Here is a 24,865-nt window from a genome sequence, read left to right on the forward strand (position 1 = left end):
CGCTCAGGCCAGCCGGGTACCGCCGCCGCCGGGCGCGCCGAGCAGCGCGTCGAGGTTGCGCGTGATCTTCTGCTCGATGACCTCGCTGAAGCTGCTGAACAGGAAGCCCAGCGTCGCGTCGAGCGTGAAGGTGTCGGCCGTGACCTCGACCGTGCCGTCGATGCCGGCGCGGGTGAACTGCGCCACGTCGCGGTCCTTGCCTTCGGTGTAGGCGCATTCGAGGCCGAATTCCTCCTGAGCCTGCTTCACCCACTGGCGCGCGACTTCGCGTGCGCCGGCAATGCCAAGCGCGTGGTTGCGTTCGATATGGATGTCAGGCACCGGGATCTTCCTTCTTGTCTTGGGGGCTGGAATGGGTCTGCAGCACGCCGCTGGCCGCCTGCAGCGCGGCGCGGCGCGCCTGCTCGGTCGGCAGCGCGGCGATGCGCTTGACCTCAGTGTAGAAGCGCGGCCAGTCGCGGCCTTCGCGCTCGAAGAGTTGCTCGAAGCTCGGCACCAGGTCGTCGTAGGCGCCCTGCGCGCCGAAGGCCGCGTTGTTGGCGCGCGCCACCCAGGCGTCGTAGGCGTTCTGGCGCGGGCCGCTCCAGCCGGCCTTCAGGCTGGCGTAGCGTTCGCGGAAGTCGGCCATGGCGGCCTGCTTCATGGTCTCTACCTTGGACCAGTCCTTGGCCTTGGCTTCGGGCGACTCGTAGACCTTCGTGAGCGCGCGGCGGGTGTCGAGCGCAAGCGCGCGAAAGTCCTGGCGCTGCCTGTCGAACTGCGCGTATTCGCGGCGGGCCGGCTCGCCGGCCTCGCGCTGCAGCCACAGCGCGCCGCCGATGCGCTCGACCGCGGTGGCGTAAGACTCGTTGAACACCGTGTCCCCCGGCACGTAGAGCACCTGGTGCGCCAGCTCGTGGAACACGATGCGCGCCAGCTCGCCCTCCGGATAGCCGATGAAGGTGGACAGCAGCGGATCGCCGCCGGCCCAGTTCATCCAGCCGAGCGTGGAGTACGCGGGCACGGGGTAGACGGCCACCTCCATGCCTTCTTTCTTCTGCGCCTCGGCTTCGGCCTTGGCCGAGGCTTCGTCGTAGTAGCCGCGATAGCCCACGCAGCCCGCCACCGGGAAGCACCAGCTCTTGAGCGTGAGCGAATACGGCGGCGCGGCCACCACGTTCCACACGGCGGCGGCGCGGTGCAGGTCGGCGTACGACTTGTAGCTGGGGTTGTCGGGCAGGCCGAGTTCGGAAGAAGCGAAGCGCCGGATGCGCTGCGTGAGCTCGAGCTTGGCTTTCAGCGCCGCGGACACCGCCGGATCGGCCAGCCACTCGGGCACGGGCTTGGCGGCCCGCATGATGCCGATGTGGCCGCTGGCCGACTGCCAGTAGTAGCCGAGGTCGGCACAGCCGGTGAGGAACACCGAGCCTGCCAGCGCGAGCGCCCCAAGCAGCTTCACGCCTTCTCGACCTCGACGAGGCAGTCGTAGAAGGTCGGGCCGCGGCCGATGTCGGTCAGGCGCTGGCTGGTGAGCTCGTTGACGTTGGTGCCGTCCATGCCGAACTTGCGCCACCAGATGCCCATGCCGTGCACCACGCCCTGGCGTGCGCGGCGCGAGACTTCGGCGCGGCAGCGGTGCTCTCCGCGCTTGTTGAACACGCGCACCAGCGCGCCGTCCTCGATGCCGCGCGCGGCGGCGTCGGCCTCGTGGATCTCCAGCAGCGGCTCGACCTCGATGGCGCGCAGGCTCGTCACGTTCACGAAAGTCGAATTGAGGAAGTTGCGCGCCGGCGGCGAGATCATGGCCAGCGGGAACTCGGTCGAGCTGCCGGCCGGCTCCCAGTTGGGCACGTGGTCGGGCAGGCCGTTCATGCCCATGGCCTCCAGCCGCGCGCTGAAGAATTCGCAGCGGCCCGACGGCGTGGGGAACTTGCCCTCGGCAAACGGCGCTTCCGGCAGCTTCAGGCTGGTGAAGCCTTGCGCCAGCAGCTGCGGGAAGTCGATTGCGTTCTCCGCGAAGGCGGTGCGGCACAGCGTCTCGTCGGAATCTGAAAAGCAGGGTTCGGTGAAGCCCATGCGTTTTGCCAGTTCGCGGAACACCCAGGCGTTGCTGCGGGCTTCGCCGCGCGGCGCCACGGCCGGGCGGTTCAGCAGCACGTCGGTGTGGCCGTAGCTGCAGTGGATGTCCCAGTGCTCCAGCTGCGTGGTGGCGGGCAGCAGGTAGTCGGCGTAGTCGGCGGTGTCGGTGCGGAACTGCTCCAGCACCACGGTGAAGAGGTCTTCGCGCGCGAAGCCCGCCGCCACCTTGGCCGATTCGGGCGCCACCGCCACCGGGTTGCTGTTGTAGACCACGATGGCCTTCACCGAGTTGGCGGTGTCCAGCAGCGCATCGCCGATGGTGCTCATGTTGATGGTGCGCGGCTTGCGCCCGGCCAGCAGGTCGGGGCGCTGCAGCGCGGCGCGGTCGACCGGGTAATGGCCCGAGCTGCTCAGCAGCAGGCCGCCCGCGCGGTCGCGCCAGGCGCCCACCAGCGCCGGCAGGCAGGCGATGGCACGGGCCGCGTTGCCGCCGCCGCGCACGCGCTGCATGCCGTAGTTCAGGCGGATCGCGGCCGGCTTGGTGGTGCCGTAGGCCCTGGCCAGCGAGACGATCTGTTCTTCGGGAATGCCGCAGACTTCGGCCGCGCGCGAGGGCGGCCACTGCAGCGCGCGTTCGCGCAGCTGCTCCCAGCCCAGCGTGTGGCTGGCGATGTAGTCGTGGTCGAGCCAGTCGTGCACGATCAGCTCGTGCATGAGGGCCAGCGCCAGCGCGGCATCGGTGCCTGGCAGCAGCGCGATGTGCTCGTCGCACTTGTCGGCGGTTTCGGTCTTGCGCGGGTCGATGCACACCAGCCGGGCGCCGGCGCGCTTGGCGGCCTGGGCGTGGCGCCAGAAATGCAGGTTGCTGGCGATGGAGTTGCTGCCCCATATCAATATGAGCCTGGCCTCGGCGAAGAACTCGATGCGCATGCCGACCTTGGCGCCCAGCGTGTAGACCATGGCCTCGCCGCCGGCCATGGAGCAGATGGTGCGGTCCAGCAGGGTGGCGCCCAGCTTGTGGAAGAAGCGCCGGTCCATCGACTCGCCCTGCACCAGGCCCATGGTGCCCGCATAGCTGTAGGGGACAATACCCTCGGGTTTTCCCTGTAATACTCGAAGATGCGCGGCGATGTCGTCCAGCGCGGCCTCCCAGCTCACCGGCTCGAACTGCCCGCTGCCCTTGGGTCCGACGCGCTTGAGCGGCTGGACCAGCCGCTCGGCGTGGTCGTTGCGCTCGATGTAGCGCGACACCTTGGTGCACAGCACGCCGCCGGTATGCGAATGCGCGGCATTGCCCTGCAGCTTCACGGCCACGCCGTCCTTCACGGTGGTGACGAGCGCGCAGGTGTCCGGGCAGTCATGGGGGCAGGCCCCCAGCACGGTGGACGTGGCGGGCGGGGGTGCTTCTTCGAGCAGGGAATCCGGTGCGTGGGGCATCGGGCAAGTCTAATTTGTGCGCAAGTCAGAGCGCGGGAACGGGTTTTCAACATGACGATGAATCGACGACATTTTTCGCTGGCCGCCGGCGCGGCCGCCACGCTGGGCGGCTTCGGCATCGCCCGGGCACAGGGTGACACGCCGCTGGTGCTGGGCCAGTCGGCGCCGTTCAGCGGGCCGTCCGCCCAACTGGGCATCCAGTTCAACCAGGGCGCCAAGCTGTTCCTGGACCAGTACAACGCCCAGCCGGGCCGCCGCAACCTGGTCATCAAGAACCTCGACGACGGCTACGAGCCCGACCGCTGCGCCGCCAACACGCAGAAGTTCATCGAGGAAGACGTGTTCGCCCTGTTCGGCTACGTCGGCACGCCCACCAGCCTGGCGGCGCTGCCGCTGGCGGTGAAGGACAAGGTGCCCTTCGTGGCCCCCTTCACCGGCGCGATGTCGCTGCGCGAGCCGTTCCAGAAGAACGTGTTCCACCTGCGCGCCTCGTACAACGACGAGACGGCGCTCATGGTGAAGCAGCTCACCCACCTGGGCCTGAAGAAGATCGCGGTCTTCTACCAGAACGACGCCTACGGCAAGGCCGGGCTCGACGGCGTGACGCTGGCGCTCGGCGAGCAGCAGCTCAAGCCGGTCGCACTGGCCACCGTGGAGCGCAACTCGGCCGACGTGGCCCAGGCCGTGAAGAAGATCGTGGCGGCGCGGCCCGACGCCGTGGTGCAGGTGGGCGCGTACAAGGCCTGCGCGACCTTCATCCGCGAAGCGCGCAAGGCGGGCTACGGCGGCACCTTCTTCAACATGTCCTTCGTGGGCACGCAGGCGCTGGCGGACGAACTGGGCAAGGACGCGGCCGGCGTGATGATCACCCAGGTGGTGCCCTCGCCCTACAACCAGGCCAATGCGCTGGCACGCGAGTTCGCCGAAGCGGTGCGCAAGGCCGGCAACGGCGCGAGCGCCAACTTCTCGAGCATGGAAGGCTACCTGGCCGCGAAGGTGCTGGTCGAGGGCCTGCGCAAGGCGCCGGGCAAGCCTGCGCACGAGAGTCTCATTGCAGGGCTGGAGAGCATCGACCGCCAGCAGTTCGGCGGGTTCGAGGTGTCGTTCTCCTCGAAGAACCACGTGGCCTCGAAGTTCGTCGAACTGTCGATGCTGACCGGAGACGGCCGGGTCAGGACCTGAGGCCGTCCACCGCCTGGAACATCGCCTGGCGGGCCTGGCTGACGATCTGTCCGCGCCAGGCATCGGTGTCGGTATAGAAAGCTTCCACCATGCGCGCGCGGATGCTGTCCGCCAGGTCGGCCGGCGCCTCCGGGTGCTTGTGCAGCCAGTGGTCGGCGCGCAGCGCGCCGGTCACTTCCAGGATCGGCAGCGTGCCGTACTCGAGCGCGATGCCGGTGTACTCGGCCTGCGGGCACTCTTCATACATGGCGTCCCACATCAGCCCGCGCAGCAATGCGGAGGTCGACGACCCGTCGTAGATCGATGTGACCGGCGCGGCCGGCGTGCCCCACCACGCATTGGCGCGGGCGTAGGCGACCTTGTCGTCGCGGCAGGCGAAGATGCGCTCGCCGAGGCCGTTCGGGCCCAGGCCCGTGTGCAGGTCGATCCAGGCCACGCGCCGGGCCTTGCCCGCATGCCGCTTGAGCACGCCGCGGATGGTCTTGTTGCTCCAGGTCGGCGCCTTGCCGCCGAAGAACAGGCCGTCGTCGAACTGGTACTGGCCGCTGGTGACGGCCGCCTGGTAGGCGGTGGCGCCGTGCTTCTCGATCCACCTGGCCACGGCCGCCTGGTTCTCCGGCGTGGGCGGCCAGGTGGCGGGCAGCAGCAGTTCGTGCAGCTTGGCGTAGGGCTCGTTGACCGGCACCGGCTTCGAGAAGTCGATGAAGTTGCGGTTCAGGTCGACGTTCTCGTGCGTGACGCGCCGGCCGTACGAAAAGCCGTGCGGGTTGAGCGCATGCACGTACAGCACCGCCACGCCCTGCGCCTTGGCTTTCTCGCGCCATTCGGCGTCGTGCAGCGCGAACACCTGCACGCCGCTGCCGCAGTGGCCTTCCACGCCATGGCAGGCGCTGGTGACGATCAGCAGATGCTCGGCATCGGCATTGCCGTCGAGCGCCACGTCCATCGACAGCTCCTCGCCGTCGCGCCCCTTGAGCGGATGCGCATGCGGCTCGACCGTGAGGCCGGCGCTCACGCAGGCCTGCAGGAACTTCTGGCGCGCCTGCGCGTAGCGCGGCGAAAAGGCTTCGGGAATGGCGATCATCGGGCGGTCACTCCGCGGCGGCGCCGGGCCTGAGGAACTGCTCGGCGATCTGCACCCAGCAGGTGGCGCCCAGCGGAATCAGATCGTCGTTGAAGTCGTAGCTCGCGTTGTGCAGCGTGCACGGGCCTTCGCCGTGGTGCACGTCGCGGTGCGCGCCGTCGCCGTTGCCGATGAAGGCATAGGCGCCGGGCTTGGCCTGCAGCATGAAGGCGAAGTCTTCCGATGTCATGGCCGGTTCCTGCTTCAGCACGTTCTCGGGCCCGACGATGCCGCCCATCACGCGGCGCGCGAAGTCGGCCTCGGCCTCGGTGTTGACGGTGGGCGGGTAGTAGCGCTCGAAGCGGAACTCGCAGGTGGCGTCGTGCGCGGCGCAGATGTTGTCGGCGATCTGCTTCATCTTCGCCTCGATCAGGTCCAGCACCTCCAGCGAGAAGGTGCGCACCGTGCCCGACAGCTCGCAGTTGTCGGGGATCACGTTGTTGGCTTCGCCGGCATGGATGGTGGTGACCGAGATCACGGCCGAATCGGTCGGCTTCATCTTGCGCGTGAGGATGGTCTGGAAGGCCTGCACGATCTCGCAGGCAATCGGCACCGGGTCGATGCCGGTCTGCGGCAGCGCCGCATGGCCGCCCTTGCCGACCACGTTGACGAAGAACTTGTTGCCCGACGCCATCACCGGCCCGGGGCTCACCGCGAACTGGCCGGCCTTCATGCCGGGCCAGTTGTGCATGCCGAAGACGGCATCCATGGGGAACTGCTCGAACAGCCCTTCCTTGATCATTTCGCGGGCACCGCCGCCGCCCTCTTCCGCCGGCTGGAAGATCAGGTACACGGTGCCGTCGAAGTTGCGGTTCTTCGCCAGGTGCTGCGCGGCCGCCAGCAGCATGGCGGTGTGGCCGTCGTGGCCGCAGGCGTGCATCTTTCCGTGGTGCTTGCTGGCGTGGGCGAAGGTGTTGAGCTCGGTGACGGGCAGCGCGTCCATGTCGGCGCGCAGGCCGACGGCGCGGCTGCTGGTGCCGTTCCTGACGATGCCCACCACCCCGGTGGTGCCGAGCCCCCGGTGGATGGGAATGCCCCATTCGGTGAGCTTGCCTGCCACCACGTCGGCGGTGCGGACTTCTTCGAAGCAGAGTTCGGGATGGGCGTGGAGGTCACGTCGCACGGCGGCGATGCCAGCCGCCTGCGTGACGAGCGAATCGATGAGTTTCATGGCGTGGAGGTCTCAAAATGCCAGTCTATACAGTCTGCCCGCCCGGGGCACCGCGTAGATACACGCAGCCCGCGCACCCGCTCAGTGCGCGGCATGCCAGAAGCCCCGGTGCGGTGCGGCCGCCTCGTCCTCGAGCAGCGGGCCGACCACCTCGACCTTGTGCTGCCCGCGCACGAACACCTCGCGGCAGGGCAGCGAGAAGGTCGGGTTCTCGGGGTGATCGCCGGTCAGGCCCAGCAGCGTGTGTTCCGACAGCGCATAGACCACGCGGCCGATGTTTGTCCAGTAGATGGCGCCCGCGCACATGCAGCAGGGCTCGGCGCTGGTGAACAGCGTGCAGCGCGCCAGTTGCTCGGGCGTGAGCAGCCGCGCGGCCTGCGCGGCGGCCACCAGCTCGGCGTGCTGGGTGGGGTCGCCCTCGGGCGGCATGGAGTTGTTGCCGGCGCTGGCGACGACCTCGCCGTGTTCGTCGGCCACCAGCGCGGCGAAGGGATGGCGACCGCGCGCCTTCGATTCGTCCGACAGGCGGATAGCCATGCGCAGCAGTTCGAGGTCGCGCGCGGAGAGCTCGGCCGGCGTGGCGGGATTTGCGTGAGCGTTCATGGAAATGTTCGGGATAAAAAAGGAGGCGGGACGCCCCGGATCGATGCACCACAAGCGTGGCAGATCATCGCCGAGCACCCGGCGGCATGGCCACGTGCACGCATCGTGCCGACTTCCGGGAGAATGCGGCGCATGCTCCACACGCTTTCCCCCCAAAGCCTCCTGCTGGCCCAGACCCTGGTGCGCATGAACACCGTCAGTGCCAACAGCAACCTCGACCTGATCGACTTCGCGCAGAGCCACCTGAAGGCCCTGGGCGTGCAAAGCCGCATCACCTACAACGCCGAGCGCACCAAGGCCAACCTGTTCGCCACGCTGGGCGAAGGCAAGCCGGCCGGCGTCATCGTCTCGGGCCATACCGACACGGTGCCCTGGGACGGGCAGGACTGGAGCGTCGACCCGCTCTCGGCCGTCGTGCAGAACGAGCGCCTCTACGGGCGCGGCTCGGCCGACATGAAGAGCTTCATCGCCATCGCGCTGGCCAATGCCCATCGCTTCCTCGAAAGCGATTCGCCCTTCGCGGTGCACTTCGCGTTCAGCTATGAGGAAGAGATCGGCTGCTTCGGCGTGAAGGAACTGATCGCCGACATGCGCGACGCCGGCATCAAGCCGCTGGCCTGCATCGTGGGGGAGCCCACCAGCATGGTGCCGGCCATCGCGCACAAGGGCGTGTACCGCTACAAGTGCTGCGTGCGCGGCAAGGAGGCGCACTCGTCGCTCACGCCGAAGTCGGTCAACGCCATCGAGATGGCGGCGCGCGTGATCGGCAAGGTGCGCGACATGGCGGAGGACTTCGAGCGCAACGAACCGCGCTACGAGGGCTTCGACGTGCCCTTCAGCACCGCCAGCGTGGGCCAGTTCCATGGCGGCATCGCCGACAACGTGGTGCCGCGCGACGCGGAGTTCCGCTACGAGTTCCGCGACCTGCCCACAGCCGACGCCGGGCAGATGCAGGCCAAGGTGGTGGCCTATGCGGGCAGCCTGGAGCCCGCCATGAAGAAGGTGGCGCCCGACGCGGGCTTCAGCTTCGAGACGATCTGCGAGATTCCGAGTTTCCTGGGCGCGGCGGACAACCCGGTCACGAAGCTGGCGCAGCGCCTGTCGGGCGAAGAAGGCACCACGCTGGTGGCTTTCGGCACCGAGGCGGGCCTGTTCAAGAACGCCGGCATTCCCACGGTGGTGTGCGGGCCGGGCAGCATCGAGCAGGCGCACCAGCCGGACGAGTTCGTGAGCCTGGAGCAGCTCGCGCGCTGCGAGCTGTTCATGGAGCGGCTGGCTTCTTCTCCTGCCATCGGCTGACGTGTGTCGGGTGGGGACCGTCGTTTTTCGGGGCGCGCTCACGCCGACGGGGGACATTCGCGGAGGGGAGCACCCGGCGCCCTGCGCGCACACCCCGAACCAAACCAACACGGCCCTCAATTGAAAGAACAAAGCAACGGCCTGCAGCAAATGAAGCGCATGGCACTGGGCCTGCTGTGCGGCGCCGCCGTGCTCTATGCGGTAGCCAGCGTGCTGCATGCGCAGCACCCCGCCTGGGGCTACGTCGCCGCGTTCGCCGAGGCCGCGATGGTCGGCGCCATCGCCGACTGGTTCGCGGTGGTGGCGCTGTTCCGCCATCCGCTGGGCCTGCCGATACCGCACACGGCCATCATCCCCAGCAACAAGGACCGCATCGGCGCCAAGCTCGCCGGTTTCATCTGCGACAACTTCCTGAGCACCGCGCAGGTGCTGGGCAAGCTGAGGGAATTCGACACGGCCGGCCGCATCGCCGGCTGGCTGGCCCGGCCCGAGAGCGGCCGGAAACTCGGCGAATGGGGCGTGGCCGCCACGCGCTACGGGCTCACCGCATTCGACGACGAACGGGTGCGCGACTTCATGGGCCGCGCCGCCGCCGCCGGCCTCGCGAAAATCGACCTTTCCCGCCTCACCGGCCAGGCGCTCGATGCGCTCACCGCGGGCGGGCGCCACCAGGCGCTGCTCGACGACGTGTTGCAGCAGGTGGCCGGCCTGCTCGAAGGCGAGGAGGTGCAGGCGCACATCACCGAAGCCATTGCGCGCGAGATCAAGACGCTGCGCTACGTGGGCCTCGACCAGGTGGCCGCCAAGCTGGCCACGCGCAAGATCGTGGCGGCCGTGGCGCACACCATCGGCGAACTGGCGGCCGAGCCCGACCACCCGATGCGCCGGCGCTTCGACCACTTCGTCGACGACTTCGTGGTGCGCCTGAAGCTCGACCCCGAATTCCAGCAGCGCGGCGAGCAGATCCGCGCCGAACTCATCGCGCACCCGGCCCTCGGCGACTACCTGCACGGGCTTTGGGGCGAACTGCTCGCATGGCTGCACGACGACCTGGGGCGCGGCGACTCGACCATCGGCCAGCGCATCGCCTCGATGGCGGGTGCGCTGGGCACCCGGCTGCAGGGCGACGAAGCCATCCGCCGCTGGATCAACGAGCAGATCGAGGCCGCCGCGCCGCTGGCCATCGAGCGCTACCGCGAGGACATCCGCCGCTACATCGAGCAGCGCGTGGGCGAGTGGAACGCGCAGGAGATGACGGTGGAACTGGAGCGCCACATCGGGCGCGACCTGCAGTTCATCCGCATCAACGGCACGCTGGTGGGCGGGCTGGTGGGGCTGCTGATCCACACCGTCACGCAGCTGCTGCGCGGCTAGGCCGCGGCTGAATGGCGGCTGAAGCCCGCGGGTAATCCACAGCAAACGAAAGTCCGCATCCTGTCCCTGGCGCGACGCCGTGGACACGTTCGGCTCCTAGACTGTTTCGCGAATACAGAAACAGAAGAGGAGAAGAACCCATGCACCGCAGATACCTTCGCGCCGCCTGGCTGGCCGCACCCCTTGCACTGCTGGCCGCCTGCGGCACGGTGATGCCGCCGGCCTCCGCGCCGCCCTCGTCGGCGCCGCCGGCCGCCTCGCCCGCGCTGCCTCCGCCTGCGACGCCGCCCACGCGCCCCGCCGCCTGGGCCGCGCCAGAGGTGCTGGTCGCGCCGTCATCGTTCGCGGGCGTGCACGGCCTGGCGATCGACGCCAAGGGCCGGCTGCTCGCGGGCTCCGTGCTGGGCAACACGCTGTGGGAGGTCGACCGCGCCACCGGCGCCGCCAAGGTGCTCATCGACGCGCCCGAAGGCCAGGCCGACGACATCGCCGTCGGCCCGAACGGCGAACTGGCGTGGACCAACTACCTCATGGGCAAGCTGCGCTACCGCGAGCACGACGGCGCACCGCTGCGCGTGCTGGCCAGGGACCTGCCCGGCCTCAACTCGCTGGACTTCGACCGCCGCAACGGCAAGCTCTACGCCTCGCAGGTGTTCCTGGGCGACGCGCTGTGGGAAATCGACCGCGCGGGCCAGAAGCCGCCCCGGCTCATCAAGAAGGACATGGGCGGCTTCAACGGCTTCGAGGTCGGCCCCGACGGCATGCTCTACGGGCCGCTGTGGTTCAAGGGCCAGGTCGTGAAGATCGACCCGGCCGACGGCCGCATGGCGGTGATCGCGGACGGCTTCCAGGTGCCGGCCGCCGCCAACCTCGACGGCAAGGGAAACCTCTGGGTGGTGGACGCGCGCAGCGGCGAGCTGGTGCGGGTGGAGCTGGCCAGCGGGCGCAAGACCGTGGCCAAACAGCTGCGGCCTTCGCTCGACAACCTGGCCATCGCATCGGACGGCACGATCTACGTGTCGAACATGGCCAACAACGAGATCCAGGCCTTCGACCCCGCCACCGGCGCGCTGCGCACGCTCACCAGCGGCAAGGTGGCGGTGCCGGCGGGCATGAAGATCGATGGCAACGACCTCTGGGTGGCCGACGTCTTCGGCTTCCGCCGGGTCGACGTGCGCACGGGCGAGGTGCAAGACGTGTTCCGCATGCAGCGCGACCCGGAGCTCGACTACCCGTTCGCGGTCGGCCTGTCGCCGAAGCTGTTCGCGCTGAGTTCGTGGTTCACCGGCTCGGTGCAGCTGGTGGACCGCCGCACGCTCAAGACAGTGGAAGTGATCCACGGCCTGAAGGCGCCGTTCGACGCAATTCCCATGCCGGACGGCAGCGTGATCTACGCCGAGATCGCCACCGGCGCCATCACCCACGCCAGCGGGCCGAAGTTTGCCGAGAAGTCAGTGCTTGCCAGCGGCCTGAGCGGCCCGGTGCAGATGGTGCTGGGCCAGGACGGCGCGCTCTACGTGACCGAGGCGGCCGGCAAGCTGCTGCGCATTCCGCTGGACGCCAGCGCGCCGCTGCGCACGGTGGCGGACGGGCTGGCGCTGCCCGAGGGCCTGGCGCAGACCCCCTGGGGCAGCTTCATCGTGGCCGAGAGCGCGGCGCGCCGGCTGGTCGAGATCGACCCGGCCGACGGCAGCCGGCGCACCGTCGCGGACAACCTGCCGATCGGCTTGGCACCCGGCCCGGGCCTGCCGCCGCCCTATGTGGTGACGGGCGTTGCCGTGGGCGCCGACGGCACTGTTTACATGGCGGCAGACCGCAACAACGCGATCTATCGAATCCGTGCCGCAAGGTAGGTAACAGAAGGTGTAATTTCCCTGTTTACTTTTTAAAACAATCATTACAAACTGATCGGGACGTCCCAACGGCGTCCCGATCGCATCCGGTTGTCGGGAGTCTGCGAGGCGTTTTCTTCTTGAAAGGGAACTGCATGACTCCGCTTGTCGTAGGCCAATTGCTCTCGCCCGAATACACACCGGGCATGGTCGCCCTCTCCTTCCTCATCTCCTTCGCCGGCTCGCTGGTGGCGCTGATCTGCGCGCGGCGCATGATCGGTCCCGACGGCAAGCCCAACCTCGCGGTCGTGGCCTGCGCCGCCGTGGCGCTGGGCGGCATCGGCATCTGGTCGATGCACTTCATCGGCATGCTGGCGTACCGGCTGCCGGTGCCCGTCTCCTACAACATGCCGCTCACGGTGGTGTCGCTGGTGGCGGCCATCCTGATCTCGGGCATCGCGCTCTACATGGCCGGCGGACGGCGCCACTTCAGCCGCTCGGGCTGGCTGGCGGGCAGCCTGCTGGCCGGGCTCGGCGTGTGCGTGATGCACTACATGGGCATGTACGCCATGAACATGCGCGCATCGATTTCCTTCGACATCGCGACGGTGGCGCTGTCGGCGCTCATCGCCGTCACCGCCGCCGCCGCCGCGCTGTGGCTGGCGTTCAACCTGCGCAGGTTCACGCACCAGGTCGCGGCCGCGGCGGTGATGGGCGCGGCGGTGTGCACCATGCACTACGTGGGCATGAGCGCGGCCAGCATGATCTGCACCGCGAGCGCACCCGCCGACGCACTGGCCATCGGCGGCAGCTCCATGGGCCTCATCGTGTTCGGCACGGCCGGCGCGGTGCTGATCTTCATCTACTGGGTGGTCACCGGAAGCAGCCTCGACACGCCGGTCGCCACCGGGCGGCGCGCACGCCTGAACTGACGCGCGCCGGCCAACCAGCTAGTTGGCGCAAGCGGGCGCGAGGGCCCGCTTCTACAGTCCGTGCAGAACGAAAACACACGATCCGCACAGACTCTCATGCCCGTCATCGAATCCCGGCTGCACGCGGCCAGCGACACCTTCCAGGCCAACCGCACCGGCACGCTCGCGCTGCTCGACCAGGTGCGCGCGCACGAGGCCCGCGCCGCAGCGGCGTCGGGCGCGTCGGCCGAGCGCTTCGCCAGGCGCGGGCAGCTGCTGCCGCGCGAACGCCTTGCGCTGCTGCTGGACACCGGCGCGCCCTTCCTGCCGCTGGCCACGCTCGCGGGACTGGGCCACGACAACCCCGACCTGTCGAAGAGCGTGCCCGGCGGCGGGCTGCTGTCGGGCATCGGCCAGGTGTCGGGCGTGCGCTGCATGGTCAACGCCTCCGACTCGGGCATCGACGCCGGCGCGCTGCAGCCCATGGGCCTGGACAAGCAGCTGCGCGTGCAGGAGATCGCGCTGGAGAACAAGCTGCCCTATGTGCAGCTGGTGGAAAGCGCCGGCGCCAACCTGATGCAGTACCGCGTGCAGGACTTCGTGCGCGGCGGCAACATCTTCCGCAACCTCGCGCGGCTCTCGGCCGCCGGGCTGCCGGTGGTGACGGTGACGCACGGCTCCTCGACCGCCGGCGGCGCCTACCAGACCGGCCTGTCCGACTACATCGTGATGGTGCGCGACCGCACCCGCGCCTTCCTGGCGGGCCCGCCGCTGCTGAAGGCCGCCACAGGCGAGATCGCCACCGAGGAAGAACTGGGCGGCGCCGTGATGCACACCCACATCTCGGGCCTGGGCGACTACCTGGCCGAAGACGACCGCGACGCCATCCGCATCGCGCGCTCGATCCTCGGCGGCATCGACTGGGCGCGCCACGAAGCGCCGCGCCGGTTCGCGCCGCCGCGCTACGACGCCGAAGACCTGCTGGGCATCATGCCCAGCGACGGCCGGCGGCCGGTGGACATGCGCGAGGTCATCGCGCGCATTGCCGACGGCTCGGAGTTCCTGGAGTTCAGCGAGCACTACGGCAGCGCCACCGTCTGCGGCCACATCCGGCTGGAAGGGCATGCGGTCGGCATCATCACCAACAACGGTCCGATCGACTCCGACGGCGCGACCAAGGCCACGCACTTCATCCAGGCCTGCTGCCAGTCGCGCACGCCCATCGTCTACCTGCAGAACATCACCGGCTACATGGTGGGCCGCGCACATGAGGAGGCCGGCATCATCAAGCACGGCGCCAAGATGATCCAGGCCGTGACCAACGCCAGCGTGCCTCAGATCACGCTGCACTGCGGCGCCTCCTACGGCGCGGGCAACTACGGCATGTGCGGACGGGGCTTCGCGCCGCGCTTCTGCTTCAGCTGGCCCAACGCGCGCACCGCGGTGATGGGCGGCGAGCAGGCCGCGAAGACCATGGCCATCGTCATGGAAGCAGGCATGGCGCGCAAGGGCGCCGTGGACCAGGCGAAGATCGACGCGATGCAGCAGCAGGTCGTCGAGCGCTTCGACCGGCAGATGAGCGTCTTCACCACCAGCGCGCTGCTGCTGGACGACGGCGTGATCGACCCGCGCGACACCCGCGCGGTGCTGGCCGAGGTTCTCTCGGTATGCCGCGACGCCGATGCGCGCGTGCCGCAACCCATGCAGTTTTCGGTGGCCCGGCCATGAGCACGAACTTCCAGAAGATCCTTATCGCGAACCGCGGCGAGATCGCGGTTCGCGTGATGCGCAGCGCGCGTGCCATGGGCCGGCGCACCGTCGCCGTTTACTCCACCGCGGATGCCGACGCCGAGCACGTGCGGCAGGCCGACGAGGCGGTGTGGATCGGTGAATCGCTGCCCGCGCAGAGCTACCTGAACATCGCCGCCATCATCGATGCGGCACGCACGAGCGGCGCCGATGCGGTGCACCCGGGCTACGGCTTCCTGGCGGAGAACGCCGCGTTCGCGCAGGCCTGCCGCGACGCCGGGCTGGTGTTCATCGGGCCTTCTCCGGAAGCCATTCGCGCGATGGGTGACAAGGCCGGTGCCAAGCGGCTGATGCAGGCGGCGGGCGTGCCGTGCATTCCGGGCTACCAGGGCGAAGACCAGGGCGCCGCCAGGCTCGCGGCGGAAGCCGCGCGCATCGGCTGGCCCGTGATGATCAAGGCGACGGCGGGCGGCGGCGGACGCGGCATGCGGCTGGTCGCTTCTGCCGAAGGCTTCGCCGATGCGCTGCAGAGTGCGCAGTCTGAGGCGCTCAACGCCTTCGGCGACGCGACGGTGATCCTGGAGCGCGCCATCGTCGCGCCGCGCCACATCGAGATCCAGGTGTTCGCCGACCGGCACGGCAACGCGATCCACCTCGGCGAGCGCGACTGCTCGGTGCAGCGGCGGCACCAGAAGGTGATCGAGGAAGCGCCCTCGCCCGCCGTGTCCGAGGCGCTGCGCCAGCGCATGGGCGCGACCGCCGTCGCCGCCGCCAAGGCCATCGCCTACGAAGGCGCGGGCACGCTCGAATTCCTGCTCGACGCCGACGGCCAGTATTGGTTCATGGAAATGAACACGCGCCTGCAGGTGGAGCACCCGGTGACCGAGGCGGTGACGGGCCTGGACCTGGTCGAGCTGCAACTGCGCGTGGCGGCCGGCGAGCCCCTGCCGCTCGCGCAGCAGGACGTGCGCATCGCCGGCAATGCCATCGAAGTGCGGCTGTGCGCCGAAGACCCGTTGCAGGGCTTCGTGCCGCAGAGCGGCACGCTCGCCGCATGGCGGCCTTCGCCGGCGCTTCGCACCGAACATGCGCTGCGCGACGGCGCGGCGGTGCCGCCGTTCTACGACTCGATGGTCGCCAAGCTCGTGGCGCACGGCCGCACGCGCGACGAAGCCCGCCGCAAGCTGATCGCCGGCCTGGCCGACACCGTGGCGCTGGGCGTCGCGACCAACCAGCAGTTGCTGCAGCGCGCGCTTTCGCACGAGGTGTTCGCCGGCGGCGGCGCGACGACCGCCTTCATTGCCGATCACCTCGATTCGCTGCTCGCGTCCGATGAGGCCGCCGACACGCAGGCCGCCTTGCTCGCCGCATTGCTGCTGCAACTGGGCGAGCGCGGCTGGCCCTCATCGCTCGCGCACACGCTGCCGAACGCGCTGCGCTTTTCGCTCGACGGCGTGGTGCACGCCGCCCGCGTGATGCCGTGCGGCGCGGGCCGCTTCGACATCGCGCTCGACGAATCCGCGCCGGCACAGGTCGCGTTGCTCGCGCTGCCCGGCGACGGCACGCTGCGCTTCTCTTGCGGCGGGCTCTCGGAGCAGGCCTTCGTCGTGCGCGACGCGGGCCGCGTGAGCTTCCATTTCCGCGGCCGGGCCTTCCAGCTCGACGACCTCACGCATGCCGCCGTCGCACGCGCCGATGCGGCGGACGGCGACGGCCTGCTGCGCGCATCGATGAACGGCCGCGTCATCGCGCTGCTCGCGGCCGAAGGCGACACCGTCGCCGCCGGGCAGCCGCTCGTCACGCTGGAGGCCATGAAGATGGAGCATGTGCATTGCGCCCCGCGCGCCGGCCGCGTCGCCGCGCTGCACGTGGCGGTGGGCGCGCAGGTCGCGGCCCGCCACGTGGTGGCGGAGATCGCCGACGCCTGACGAATAAACCGGCCGCAGCCCTTTGCGCAGTTTCAAGAAAGCATTTCGAATGAACGCCTCCCCTGCGAGCTACCGCTCCATCTTCACGCCCGGCCTGTTCGGCGGGCAGGTCATCGTGGTGACGGGCGGCGGCTCGGGCATCGGCCGGTGCACCGCGCACGAACTCGCATCGCTCGGCGCGCAGGTCGTGCTGGTCGGCCGCAAGCCCGAGAAGCTGGAAGCGGTGAAGGCCGAGATCGAGTCCGCCGGCGGCAAGGCCGCGACGCAGGCCTTCGACATCCGGCACGAAGACGCGGTGCGCGACGCCGTGCGCGCCATCGTCGCGGCGCACGGCCGCATCGACGGGCTGGTGAACAACGCGGGCGGCCAATACATCACGCCGCTGGCGGACATCTCGGCCAAGGGCTGGGAAGCGGTGATCCACACCAACCTCACGGGCGGCTTCCTTGTCGCGCGCGAGTGCTTCGTGCAGAGCATGCGCTCGCACGGCGGCGCCATCGTCAACATCGTGGCCGACATATGGGGGTCGATGCCCAACATGGGCCACAGCGGCGCGGCGCGCGCGGGCATGGTGAGCTTCACCGAGACCGCCGCGCTCGAATGGGCCGCGAACGGCGTGCGCGTGAACGCGGTGGCGCCGGGCTATATCGCCTCCAGCGGCATGGACCACTACCCGCCCGAGGCCGGCGACATGCTGCGCGCCATGCGCAAGACCGTGCCCGCGGGCCGCTTCGGCACCGAGGCCGAGACCTCCGCCGCCATCGCGTTCCTGCTGAGCCCCGCGGCCAGCTTCATCAGCGGCAGCGTGCTGCGCGTGGACGGCGCGCGGCCGCAGGTGCGCATGGGCTGGCCGATGGCGCTGCCGGACGCGCAGGCCCGGCAGCGCCCCGCGGTGAAGCCCTACGACGGATTCCACCTCGCGCAGACGCCGCGCGTGTTCCAGGACAAGTGAAGAACGAAAGACCGGAGACACACCTCATGCAGTACACGCACGAACACCTAGAGATCCAGAAAACGCTGCGCCGCTTCATCGACGAAGAAATCAACCCGCGCGTGGACGAATGGGAAGAAGCCGAGATCTTTCCCGCGCACGAAGTCTTCAAGAAGCTCGGCAACCTGGGCCTGCTGGGCCTGAACAAGCCCGAGGCCTTCGGCGGCGGCGGGCTCGACTATTCGTATGCGATGGCCATGGCGGAGGCGCTGGGCCACATCAGCTGCGGCGGCGTGCCGATGGCCATCGGCGTGCAGACCGACATGTGCACGCCGGCGCTCGCGCGCTTCGGCAGCGACGAACTGCGCCGCGAGTTCCTGGCGCCGGCCATCGCGGGAGACATGGTCGGCTGCATCGGCGTGAGCGAGCCCGGCGCTGGCAGCGACGTGGCGGGCCTGAAGAGCCATGCGCGCAAGGACGGCGGCGACTACCTCATCAGCGGCCAGAAGATGTGGATCACCAACAGCCTGCAGGCAGACTGGATGTGCATGCTGGTCAACACCAGCGACGGGCCGGTGCACCGCAACAAGTCGCTCGTGATGGTGCCGATGGACAGCCCCGGCATCGAGAAGGCGAAGAAGATCCGCAAGATCGGCATGAATTCGAGCGACACCGGGCTCATCTACTTCGACAACGTGCGCGTGCCGCAGCGCTACCGTGTGGGCGAGGAAGGCCAGGGCTTCGTCTACCAGATGCAGCAGTTCCAGGAAGAGCGGCTGTGGGCGGCGGCGAGTTCGCTGGAGCCGATGGAAGACTGCATCGCGCAGACCATCGAATGGGCGCAGCAGCGCAGCATGTTCGGCGCCACGCTGGCCGACCAGCAGTGGGTGCAGTTCAAGCTGGCCGAACTCAAGACCGAGGTGGAGGCGCTGCGCGCGCTCACCTACCGCGCCTGCGACCTGCATGTGCAGGGCCAGGACGTGCTCGAACTCGCGTCGATGGCCAAGCTCAAGACCGGCCGGCTCACGCGGCAGGTGGCCGACACCTGCCTGCAGTTCTGGGGCGGCATGGGCTTCACGCTGGAGAACCGCGTGTCGCGGCTGTACCGCGACGGCCGGCTGGGCTCCATCGGCGGCGGCGCGGACGAGGTGATGTTGGGCATCCTCGCGAAGACCATGGGCATCGCCAAGCGGCCGCCGCGCGGCTGAACACGGCATGGACGCCGAACTGCAGGCCGACCGCGCGGCGCTCGCCGACACCGTGCGGCGCTTCGCCGACAACGAGATCGCACCGAACGTGCAGGCGTGGGACGACGCGGGCGAGTTTCCGCGTGCGCTGTACGCGCGCGCCGCCGAACTGGGCCTGCTCGGGCTGGGCTACCCCGAAGCGCTGGGTGGCACGCCCGCCTCGTATGCGCTCAAGCTGCCGGCATGGGTCGCGCTCGCGCGCCACGGCAGGAGCGGCGGCGTGCTCGCGAGCCTGTTCTCGCACAACATCGGCCTGCCGCCGGTGGTGCTGCACGGCAGCGAAGCGGTGCGCCAGGAAGTGGTGCCGCCGGTGCTGCGCGGCGAGAAGATCGCGGCGCTGGCCATCACCGAGCCCGGCGGCGGCTCCGACGTGGCCGCGCTGCGCACCACGGCTCGGCGAGTCCCGGACGGCGATGGCGACCACTACGTGGTGAACGGCGAGAAGACTTTCATCACCTCGGGCATGCGCGCCGACTGGATCACCGTGGCGGCCCGCACCGGCGAAGGACGCGGCGCGGGCGGCATCTCGATGCTGCTGGTGCCGGGCGATGCACCGGGCCTCTCGCGCACGCGCCTGTCGAAGATGGGCTGGCTGTGCTCCGACACCGCCACGCTGCACTTCGACGACGTGCACGTGCCCGCGCGCTACCTTCTTGGGAACGAGGGCGAAGGCTTCCGCATGGTCATGGGCAACTTCAACGGCGAGCGCATCGGCCTCGCGGCGGGCGCGCTGGGCTTCGCGCAGGCCTGCCTCGACGAGGCGCTGGCCTGGGCGCGCGAACGCAGGGCTTTCGGTGCCGCGCTCATCGAACATCAGGCGGTACGCCACAAGCTGGTCGACATGCAGATGCGCATCGCCTCCACCGAGGCCTGGATCGAGGCGGTGTCGGCCGAGGGCGATGCGCTGGAGGCCGCCGGGCGCTTCAACGCCCCCGAATGGGTGGCGCAGATCTGCCTGCTGAAGAACCACGCCACGCAGACCATGCAGTTCTGCGCCGACCAGGCGGTGCAGATCCTGGGCGGCATGGGCTTCATGCGCGGCACGGTCAGCGAGCGCATCTACCGCGAGGTGAAGGTGATGATGATCGGCGGGGGTGCCGAGGACGTCATGAAGGAGCTGGCGGCGAGGCAGCTGGGCTGGTAGGGCCCCTGCTGCATCCTCTCTGTTCAGCCTTCGCTCTTGCCGCCGGCAGTGTCGCGTGCCGCGGCTTTCGCGGCCGCCGCGCGCAGCTTGTCCTTCTTGCTCGGCCGCTTGCCCTTGATGCCGCCCGTGCCCGAGGCGTCGACCACCGGCGGCGCCACCTCCGTCGGCTCGAAGCCCTCGACCTGCTCGCGCGGCAGGCTCAGGCCCTGGCGCTTCTCGATGAGGCGGAAGTGCGCCTCGCTCGCCGCGCTCACGAAGCTGATCGCCAGGCCGCTCTCGCCCGCGCGGCCGGTTCTGCCGATGCGGTGGATGTAGTCGGTCGGCGAGCGCGGCAGGTCGTAGTTGATGACCACCGGCAGCTGCGCGATGTCGATGCCGCGCGCGGCCAGGTCGGTGGCGATGACCACGTCCCAGCGGCTCTGCTTGAACTGCGCCAGGATGTCGGTTCGCGTGCCCTGCGCGATGTCGCCGTGGAAGGGCACGGCGTAGATGCCGTTCTTGTAGAGCTTCTCGGCCACGGTCTGCGCGGCATGCTGCGTGGCGACGAAGACCAGCACCCGGTCCCACTCGCCTTCGTGCTGCTTGAGCAGGTGCCGCAGCAGCTGCGTGCGGCGCGCGGCGTCGACCTCGATCACGCGCTGCACGATGTTGGGCTCGGTGCCGGGCTCGCCCTGCACGTCGATGACGGCGGGGTCGCGCAGCGTGGCGTCGGCCAGCGCCTGGATGGCAGGCGGGAAGGTGGCGGAGAACAGCAGGTTCTGGCGCTGCTTCGGCAGCATCGCGAGGATGCGGCCCAGCTCTTCGGCGAAGCCGAGGTCGAACAGGCGGTCGGCCTCGTCGAGCACCAGCGTGGCGACGGCGTCGAGCCGCAGCGCGTTGTGGTCGGCCAGGTCGAGCAGCCGGCCGGGGGTGGCGACGACGATGTCGGCGCCGCCGCGCAGGCTCATCATCTGCGGGTTGATCGACACGCCGCCGAAGGCGACGACGATCTTCAGCCGTTCGGGCAGGTGCTGCGCGAGGCTGCGCAGGGTCTCGCCGACCTGGGCCGCGAGTTCGCGCGTGGGCACCAGCACCAGGGCGCGCACGCGGCGCGAGGCGCCCTGCGCTCGCTCGGCGCCCAGGCGCTGCAGCAGCGGCAGGGAAAATGCGGCGGTCTTGCCGGAGCCGGTCTGCGCCGAGCCCCGCACGTCGCGGCCCTGCAGAATCGCGGGGATGGCCGCGGCCTGGATGGCGGTCGGTGCGGCATAGCCGCTTTCGGCGGCGGCGTGCACGAGCGCGGGGGCCAGGCCCAGTGAATCGAATGGCATGTGAGCAGACAGAGAGAGAAACCCGGTAACAGAGAAGAGATGGATCGAATGGCGACGACGAAAAGCAATCAGGCCGGCAGCACCCTGGTGTATTCCACCGAGGCGGGCGGACGCATGTGCCCCGGCTGCGGGGCGCCGGTGGCGCAGTGCCGCTGCAAGGAACTCAAGGCGCGCCTGCCGGCCACTGACGGCATTGTGCGTGTATCGCACGAGACCAAGGGACGCAAAGGCAAGGGCGTGACGGTGGTCAAGGGCGTCGCGCTCGATGCCGCGGGGCTCACGGCGCTGGGCAAGCAGCTGAAAACGGCCTGCGGCTCGGGCGGCACGGTGAAGGACGGCGTGATCGAGATCCAGGGCGACCACCGCGAACTGGTGATCGCGGCGCTCGTGAAGCAGGGCCACACGGTCAAGCGCGCCGGCGGCTAGAACGGGAAACCGCCGATGAACCCCGAAGACCTGCAGCGGCTCGTGACGCTCCAAATGCCTTTCGGCAAGCACAAGGGCACGCTGATTGCCGATTTGCCCGGAAATTACCTGACCTGGTTTGCACGCGAGGGTTTTCCCTCAGGAGAAATTGGCCGGCTGCTCGCCTTGATGCATGAAATAGACCACAACGGGCTCTCGGACCTGCTCAAACCGTTGCGAAACCGCCCGTCGCCTCGCGATGTTTCTCAATAACACACGAATTTCCCACCCTTTTTGCAATTGGGCTGGATAATCCGGCTTACGTGTCTGTGAGCTTCGTCTCCCGTGCACGTATTTTGGTGATCGGTCAGTTTCGCGCCACAGCGCATTTTGTTTGTTGTGATTCTGGGACTCCATCGCTTTGTCTTGTTGGTTTGAATTAGGAGTCCCTCAATGGGCAAGAAACTCTACGTAGGCAACCTCGCCTACTCCGTGCGTGACAACGACCTGGAACAGGCTTTCGGCGAGTTCGGCTCGATCGTCAGCGCCAAGGTCATGATGGAACGTGACACCGGCCGTTCGAAGGGCTTCGGCTTCGTCGAAATGGGTTCGGATGCTGAAGCACTCTCCGCTATCGAAGCCATGAACGGCCACTCGCTGCAGGGCCGCGCCCTGACGGTGAACGAAGCCCGTCCGATGGAAGCTCGTCCCCCCCGCACCGGCGGTGGCGGCGGCTACGGTGGTGGTGGCGGCGGTGGCGGCTACGGCGGTGGTGGTGGCGGCTACGGCGGCGGCGGCGGTGGCCGCAGCGGTGGTGGCGGCGGCTACGGCGGCGGCGGCGGTGGCCGCGGCGGCTACTAAGCCCTCACCCGCACTCCGAGAGCTCCGGCTCTCTGAATGAAAAGAAAGCTCCTTCGGGAGCTTTTTTCGTTTCAGGGCGAGCGAAGCCGGCCGGGACAACCCTTGCCCTGCGGTACGCATTTGTTCGTACCGTGCCGGTCAGCCAACGGTCAGGCCCGCGGAACGACCCTCGTCTCTCCATAACAAGAGGAGAGAGACAGTGCGCATCAAGAGCCAGGCAGACTTCTTTTCAGGAGTCATGTTCACCACCGTGGGGGGCGCATTCGCGATCGGCGCGACGACCTACACCGTCGGCAACGGCGCCCGCATGGGCCCCGGCTACTTCCCGTTGATGCTCGGCATCCTGCTGGCCGTCCTCGGGATCATCATCATGTTCCAGGCGATGGTGGTGGAGACCACCGACGGCGACCCGATCGGCAAATGGGCCTGGAAGCCGCTGGCCTTCGTGCTCGGCGCCAACCTGGCCTTCGGCGTGCTGCTGGGCGGCCTGCCCAGCATCGGCGTGCCGGCCATGGGCATGATCATCGCGATCTACGCGCTCACGATCATCTCGAGCATGGCGGGCGAGCACTTCAAGCTGCGCGACGTGCTGGTTCTCGCGACCATCCTGGCGGCCGGCAGCTATGTGGCCTTCATCTGGGCGCTGAAACTCCAGATCCAGGTCTGGCCCACATTCATTTCGGGCTGAGGAGAGAAACACCATGGACCTGATCCACAACCTCTCCATCGGTTTCGGCGTTGCCTTCACCTTCACCAACCTGCTGTACTGCCTGGTCGGCTGCATCCTGGGCACGCTGATCGGCGTGCTTCCCGGCATCGGCCCGGTCGCGACCATCGCGATGCTGCTGCCCGCCACCTATGCGCTGCCCCCCGTGTCGGCGCTGATCATGCTGGCCGGCATCTACTACGGCGCGCAGTACGGCGGTTCCACCACCGCCATCCTGGTGAACCTGCCGGGCGAGTCTTCGTCGGTGGTCACTTGCATCGACGGCTACCAGATGGCCAGGCAGGGCCGCGCGGGTCCGGCGCTGGCCGCGGCGGGCCTGGGCTCGTTCTTCGCGGGCTGCGTGGGCACGCTGATCCTGGCTGCCTTCGCGCCGCCGCTGACCGAACTGGCCTTCAAGTTCGGCCCGGCCGAGTATTTCTCGCTGATGGTGCTGGGCCTGATCGGCGCGGTGGTGCTGGCTTCGGGCTCGCTGATCAAGGCGGTGGCCATGATCGTGCTGGGCCTGCTGCTGGGCATCGTCGGCACCGACGTGAACTCCGGCGTGGCGCGCTACAGCTTCGACATTCCGGAACTCACCGACGGCATCGGCTTCGTGGTCATCGCCATGGGCGTGTTCGGCTACGGCGAAATCATCGGCAACCTCTCGCAGCCGGACGACGAGCGCGAAGTGTTCACGCACAAGGTCAAGGGCCTGTGGCCGACCAAGGACGACTTCAAGCGCATGCTGCCCGCGGTGCTGCGCGGCACTGCGCTGGGTTCGGCACTGGGCATCCTGCCTGGCGGCGGCGCGCTGCTGGCCTCATTCGCCTCTTATGCGCTGGAGAAGAAGATCAAGATGCGCCCCGGCGAAGTGCCCTTCGGCAAGGGCAACATCCGCGGCGTGGCGTCGCCAGAATCGGCCAACAACGCCGGCGCGCAGACCTCCTTCATCCCGCTGCTGACGCTGGGCATTCCGCCCAACGCGGTGATGGCGCTGATGGTGGGTGCCATGACGATCCACAACATCCAGCCGGGCCCGCAGGTGATGACCAGCAACCCCGAGCTGTTCTGGGGCCTGATCGCCTCGATGTGGATCGGCAACGCGATGCTGATCATCCTGAACCTGCCGCTGATCGGCATGTGGATCAAGCTGCTGACGGTGCCCTACAAGTTCCTGTTCCCGGCCATCGTGCTGTTCTGCGCCATCGGCGTGTACTCGACCAATAACAACACCTTCGACGTGTGGATGGTGGCGGCCTTCGGCTTCATCGGCTACCTGTTCATCAAGCTGCGCACCGAGCCGGCGCCGCTGCTGCTGGGCTTCATCCTGGGCCCGATGATGGAAGAGAACCTGCGGCGCGCGCTGCTGCTGTCGCGCGGCGCATGGAGCGTGTTCGTCACGCGGCCGCTGTCCGCCGGGCTGCTGGTGGCTGCCGTGGCGCTGCTGGGGATCGTGCTGCTCCCGGCCATCAAGGCCAAGCGCGAGGAAGCCTTCGTCGAGGAATAGGCTCGCCCCCAGGCTGCGCGGCACTTCGTGTCCGCTGCGCCTTCCCCCTGCCGGGGGCAACACCTGCGGCCCGGCAGAGCCGGTTCCGCG

22 protein-coding genes are annotated in these 24,865 nt (G+C 68.9%); 15 read left to right on the forward strand and 7 right to left on the reverse strand.

The window, feature by feature from the left end; translation table 11 throughout:
• Positions 1–3 precede the first annotated feature (3 nt).
• Genes C4F17_RS17060 through C4F17_RS17070 form a run of 3 tightly spaced genes read right to left on the reverse strand, consistent with a single transcriptional unit; the run spans position 4 to position 3,495 of the window.
• A complete protein-coding gene (locus tag C4F17_RS17060) occupies positions 4–321 on the reverse strand; it encodes a polyhydroxyalkanoic acid system family protein (protein WP_106936029.1) in 318 nt (105 codons plus the stop codon).
• Positions 314–1,438, reverse strand: coding sequence for an aminopeptidase (locus C4F17_RS17065; RefSeq protein WP_106936030.1), 1,125 nt, complete (start codon positions 1,436–1,438; stop codon positions 314–316). Before C4F17_RS17065 ends, C4F17_RS17060 begins: the two co-directional genes overlap by 8 nt.
• A complete protein-coding gene (locus C4F17_RS17070) occupies positions 1,435–3,495 on the reverse strand; it encodes a molybdopterin-containing oxidoreductase family protein (RefSeq protein WP_106936031.1) in 2,061 nt (686 codons plus the stop codon). Before C4F17_RS17070 ends, C4F17_RS17065 begins: the two co-directional genes overlap by 4 nt.
• A 51-nt stretch (positions 3,496–3,546) precedes the next feature.
• Here C4F17_RS17070 and C4F17_RS17075 point away from each other — a divergent pair, with 51 nt between their 5' ends.
• Complete coding sequence (locus C4F17_RS17075) at positions 3,547–4,677, forward strand: ABC transporter substrate-binding protein (protein WP_106936032.1); 1,131 nt, start codon at positions 3,547–3,549, stop codon at positions 4,675–4,677.
• Here C4F17_RS17075 and C4F17_RS17080 read toward each other — a convergent pair.
• The 3 genes from C4F17_RS17080 to C4F17_RS17090 form a co-directional block, all read right to left on the reverse strand.
• Positions 4,667–5,761, reverse strand: coding sequence for a M14 family metallopeptidase (locus C4F17_RS17080; protein ID WP_081270687.1), 1,095 nt, complete (start codon positions 5,759–5,761; stop codon positions 4,667–4,669). The genes C4F17_RS17075 and C4F17_RS17080 overlap by 11 nt on opposite strands.
• Before the next feature lie 7 nt (positions 5,762–5,768).
• A complete protein-coding gene (locus tag C4F17_RS17085; protein ID WP_106936033.1) occupies positions 5,769–6,971 on the reverse strand; it encodes a M20 aminoacylase family protein in 1,203 nt (400 codons plus the stop codon).
• 81 nt (positions 6,972–7,052) lie between these two features.
• Entirely contained in the window at positions 7,053–7,574 is a 522-nt protein-coding gene (locus C4F17_RS17090) for a nucleoside deaminase (RefSeq protein WP_081270685.1), read from the reverse strand.
• A 132-nt stretch (positions 7,575–7,706) separates the two neighbouring features.
• Here C4F17_RS17090 and argE point away from each other — a divergent pair, with 132 nt between their 5' ends.
• The 9 genes from argE (at position 7,707) to C4F17_RS17135 (ending at position 19,989) form a co-directional block, all read left to right on the forward strand.
• A complete protein-coding gene (gene argE, locus C4F17_RS17095) occupies positions 7,707–8,873 on the forward strand; it encodes an acetylornithine deacetylase (RefSeq protein WP_081270785.1) in 1,167 nt (388 codons plus the stop codon).
• A 120-nt stretch (positions 8,874–8,993) separates the two neighbouring features.
• The gene (locus C4F17_RS17100; RefSeq protein ID WP_234382145.1) at positions 8,994–10,247 is read left to right on the forward strand and encodes a DUF445 domain-containing protein; all 1,254 of its coding nucleotides are present in this window, start codon (positions 8,994–8,996) and stop codon (positions 10,245–10,247) included.
• Between the two features lie 140 nt (positions 10,248–10,387).
• A complete protein-coding gene (locus tag C4F17_RS17105; protein WP_106936035.1) occupies positions 10,388–12,100 on the forward strand; it encodes a hypothetical protein in 1,713 nt (570 codons plus the stop codon).
• A gap of 134 nt (positions 12,101–12,234) precedes the next feature.
• The gene (locus tag C4F17_RS17110) at positions 12,235–13,011 is read left to right on the forward strand and encodes an MHYT domain-containing protein (RefSeq protein WP_106936036.1); all 777 of its coding nucleotides are present in this window, start codon (positions 12,235–12,237) and stop codon (positions 13,009–13,011) included.
• Positions 13,012–13,107: 96 nt separating this feature from the next.
• Positions 13,108–14,718, forward strand: coding sequence for an acyl-CoA carboxylase subunit beta (locus C4F17_RS17115; protein WP_106936037.1), 1,611 nt, complete (start codon positions 13,108–13,110; stop codon positions 14,716–14,718).
• Positions 14,715–16,667, forward strand: a complete 1,953-nt coding sequence (locus C4F17_RS17120) for an acetyl/propionyl/methylcrotonyl-CoA carboxylase subunit alpha (RefSeq protein WP_106936038.1) — start codon at positions 14,715–14,717, stop codon at positions 16,665–16,667. Before C4F17_RS17115 ends, C4F17_RS17120 begins: the two co-directional genes overlap by 4 nt.
• Positions 16,668–16,716: 49 nt before the next feature.
• The gene (locus C4F17_RS17125; protein ID WP_106936039.1) at positions 16,717–17,619 is read left to right on the forward strand and encodes an SDR family oxidoreductase; all 903 of its coding nucleotides are present in this window, start codon (positions 16,717–16,719) and stop codon (positions 17,617–17,619) included.
• 26 nt (positions 17,620–17,645) lie between these two features.
• Positions 17,646–18,806, forward strand: coding sequence for an acyl-CoA dehydrogenase family protein (locus C4F17_RS17130; RefSeq protein WP_081270784.1), 1,161 nt, complete (start codon positions 17,646–17,648; stop codon positions 18,804–18,806).
• 7 nt (positions 18,807–18,813) lie between these two features.
• Positions 18,814–19,989, forward strand: a complete 1,176-nt coding sequence (locus tag C4F17_RS17135; RefSeq protein WP_106936040.1) for an acyl-CoA dehydrogenase family protein — start codon at positions 18,814–18,816, stop codon at positions 19,987–19,989.
• Between the two features lie 23 nt (positions 19,990–20,012).
• Here C4F17_RS17135 and C4F17_RS17140 read toward each other — a convergent pair whose 3' ends face one another.
• Positions 20,013–21,296, reverse strand: coding sequence for a DEAD/DEAH box helicase (locus C4F17_RS17140; RefSeq protein ID WP_106936041.1), 1,284 nt, complete (start codon positions 21,294–21,296; stop codon positions 20,013–20,015).
• 48 nt (positions 21,297–21,344) lie between these two features.
• Between C4F17_RS17140 and C4F17_RS17145 the strand changes: the two genes are divergently transcribed.
• The 5 genes from C4F17_RS17145 (at position 21,345) to C4F17_RS17165 (ending at position 24,775) form a co-directional block, all read left to right on the forward strand.
• A complete protein-coding gene (locus C4F17_RS17145; RefSeq protein ID WP_081270676.1) occupies positions 21,345–21,722 on the forward strand; it encodes a translation initiation factor Sui1 in 378 nt (125 codons plus the stop codon).
• A 15-nt stretch (positions 21,723–21,737) separates the two neighbouring features.
• A complete protein-coding gene (locus C4F17_RS17150; protein WP_081270675.1) occupies positions 21,738–21,974 on the forward strand; it encodes a DUF3820 family protein in 237 nt (78 codons plus the stop codon).
• A 180-nt stretch (positions 21,975–22,154) separates the two neighbouring features.
• A complete protein-coding gene (locus C4F17_RS17155; RefSeq protein WP_081270674.1) occupies positions 22,155–22,562 on the forward strand; it encodes an RNA recognition motif domain-containing protein in 408 nt (135 codons plus the stop codon).
• A 199-nt stretch (positions 22,563–22,761) separates the two neighbouring features.
• Positions 22,762–23,250 carry a tripartite tricarboxylate transporter TctB family protein gene (locus C4F17_RS17160; protein ID WP_081270673.1) on the forward strand — a complete coding sequence of 163 codons (489 nt, stop codon included), beginning with the start codon at positions 22,762–22,764 and terminating at the stop codon, positions 23,248–23,250.
• Between the two features lie 13 nt (positions 23,251–23,263).
• Positions 23,264–24,775, forward strand: a complete 1,512-nt coding sequence (locus C4F17_RS17165) for a tripartite tricarboxylate transporter permease (protein ID WP_081270672.1) — start codon at positions 23,264–23,266, stop codon at positions 24,773–24,775.
• Positions 24,776–24,865: the final 90 nt, after the last annotated feature.

The organism is Variovorax sp. PMC12 (genome assembly GCF_003019815.1).
In the GTDB taxonomy this organism is placed as follows: Bacteria; Pseudomonadota; Gammaproteobacteria; order Burkholderiales; family Burkholderiaceae_C; genus Variovorax.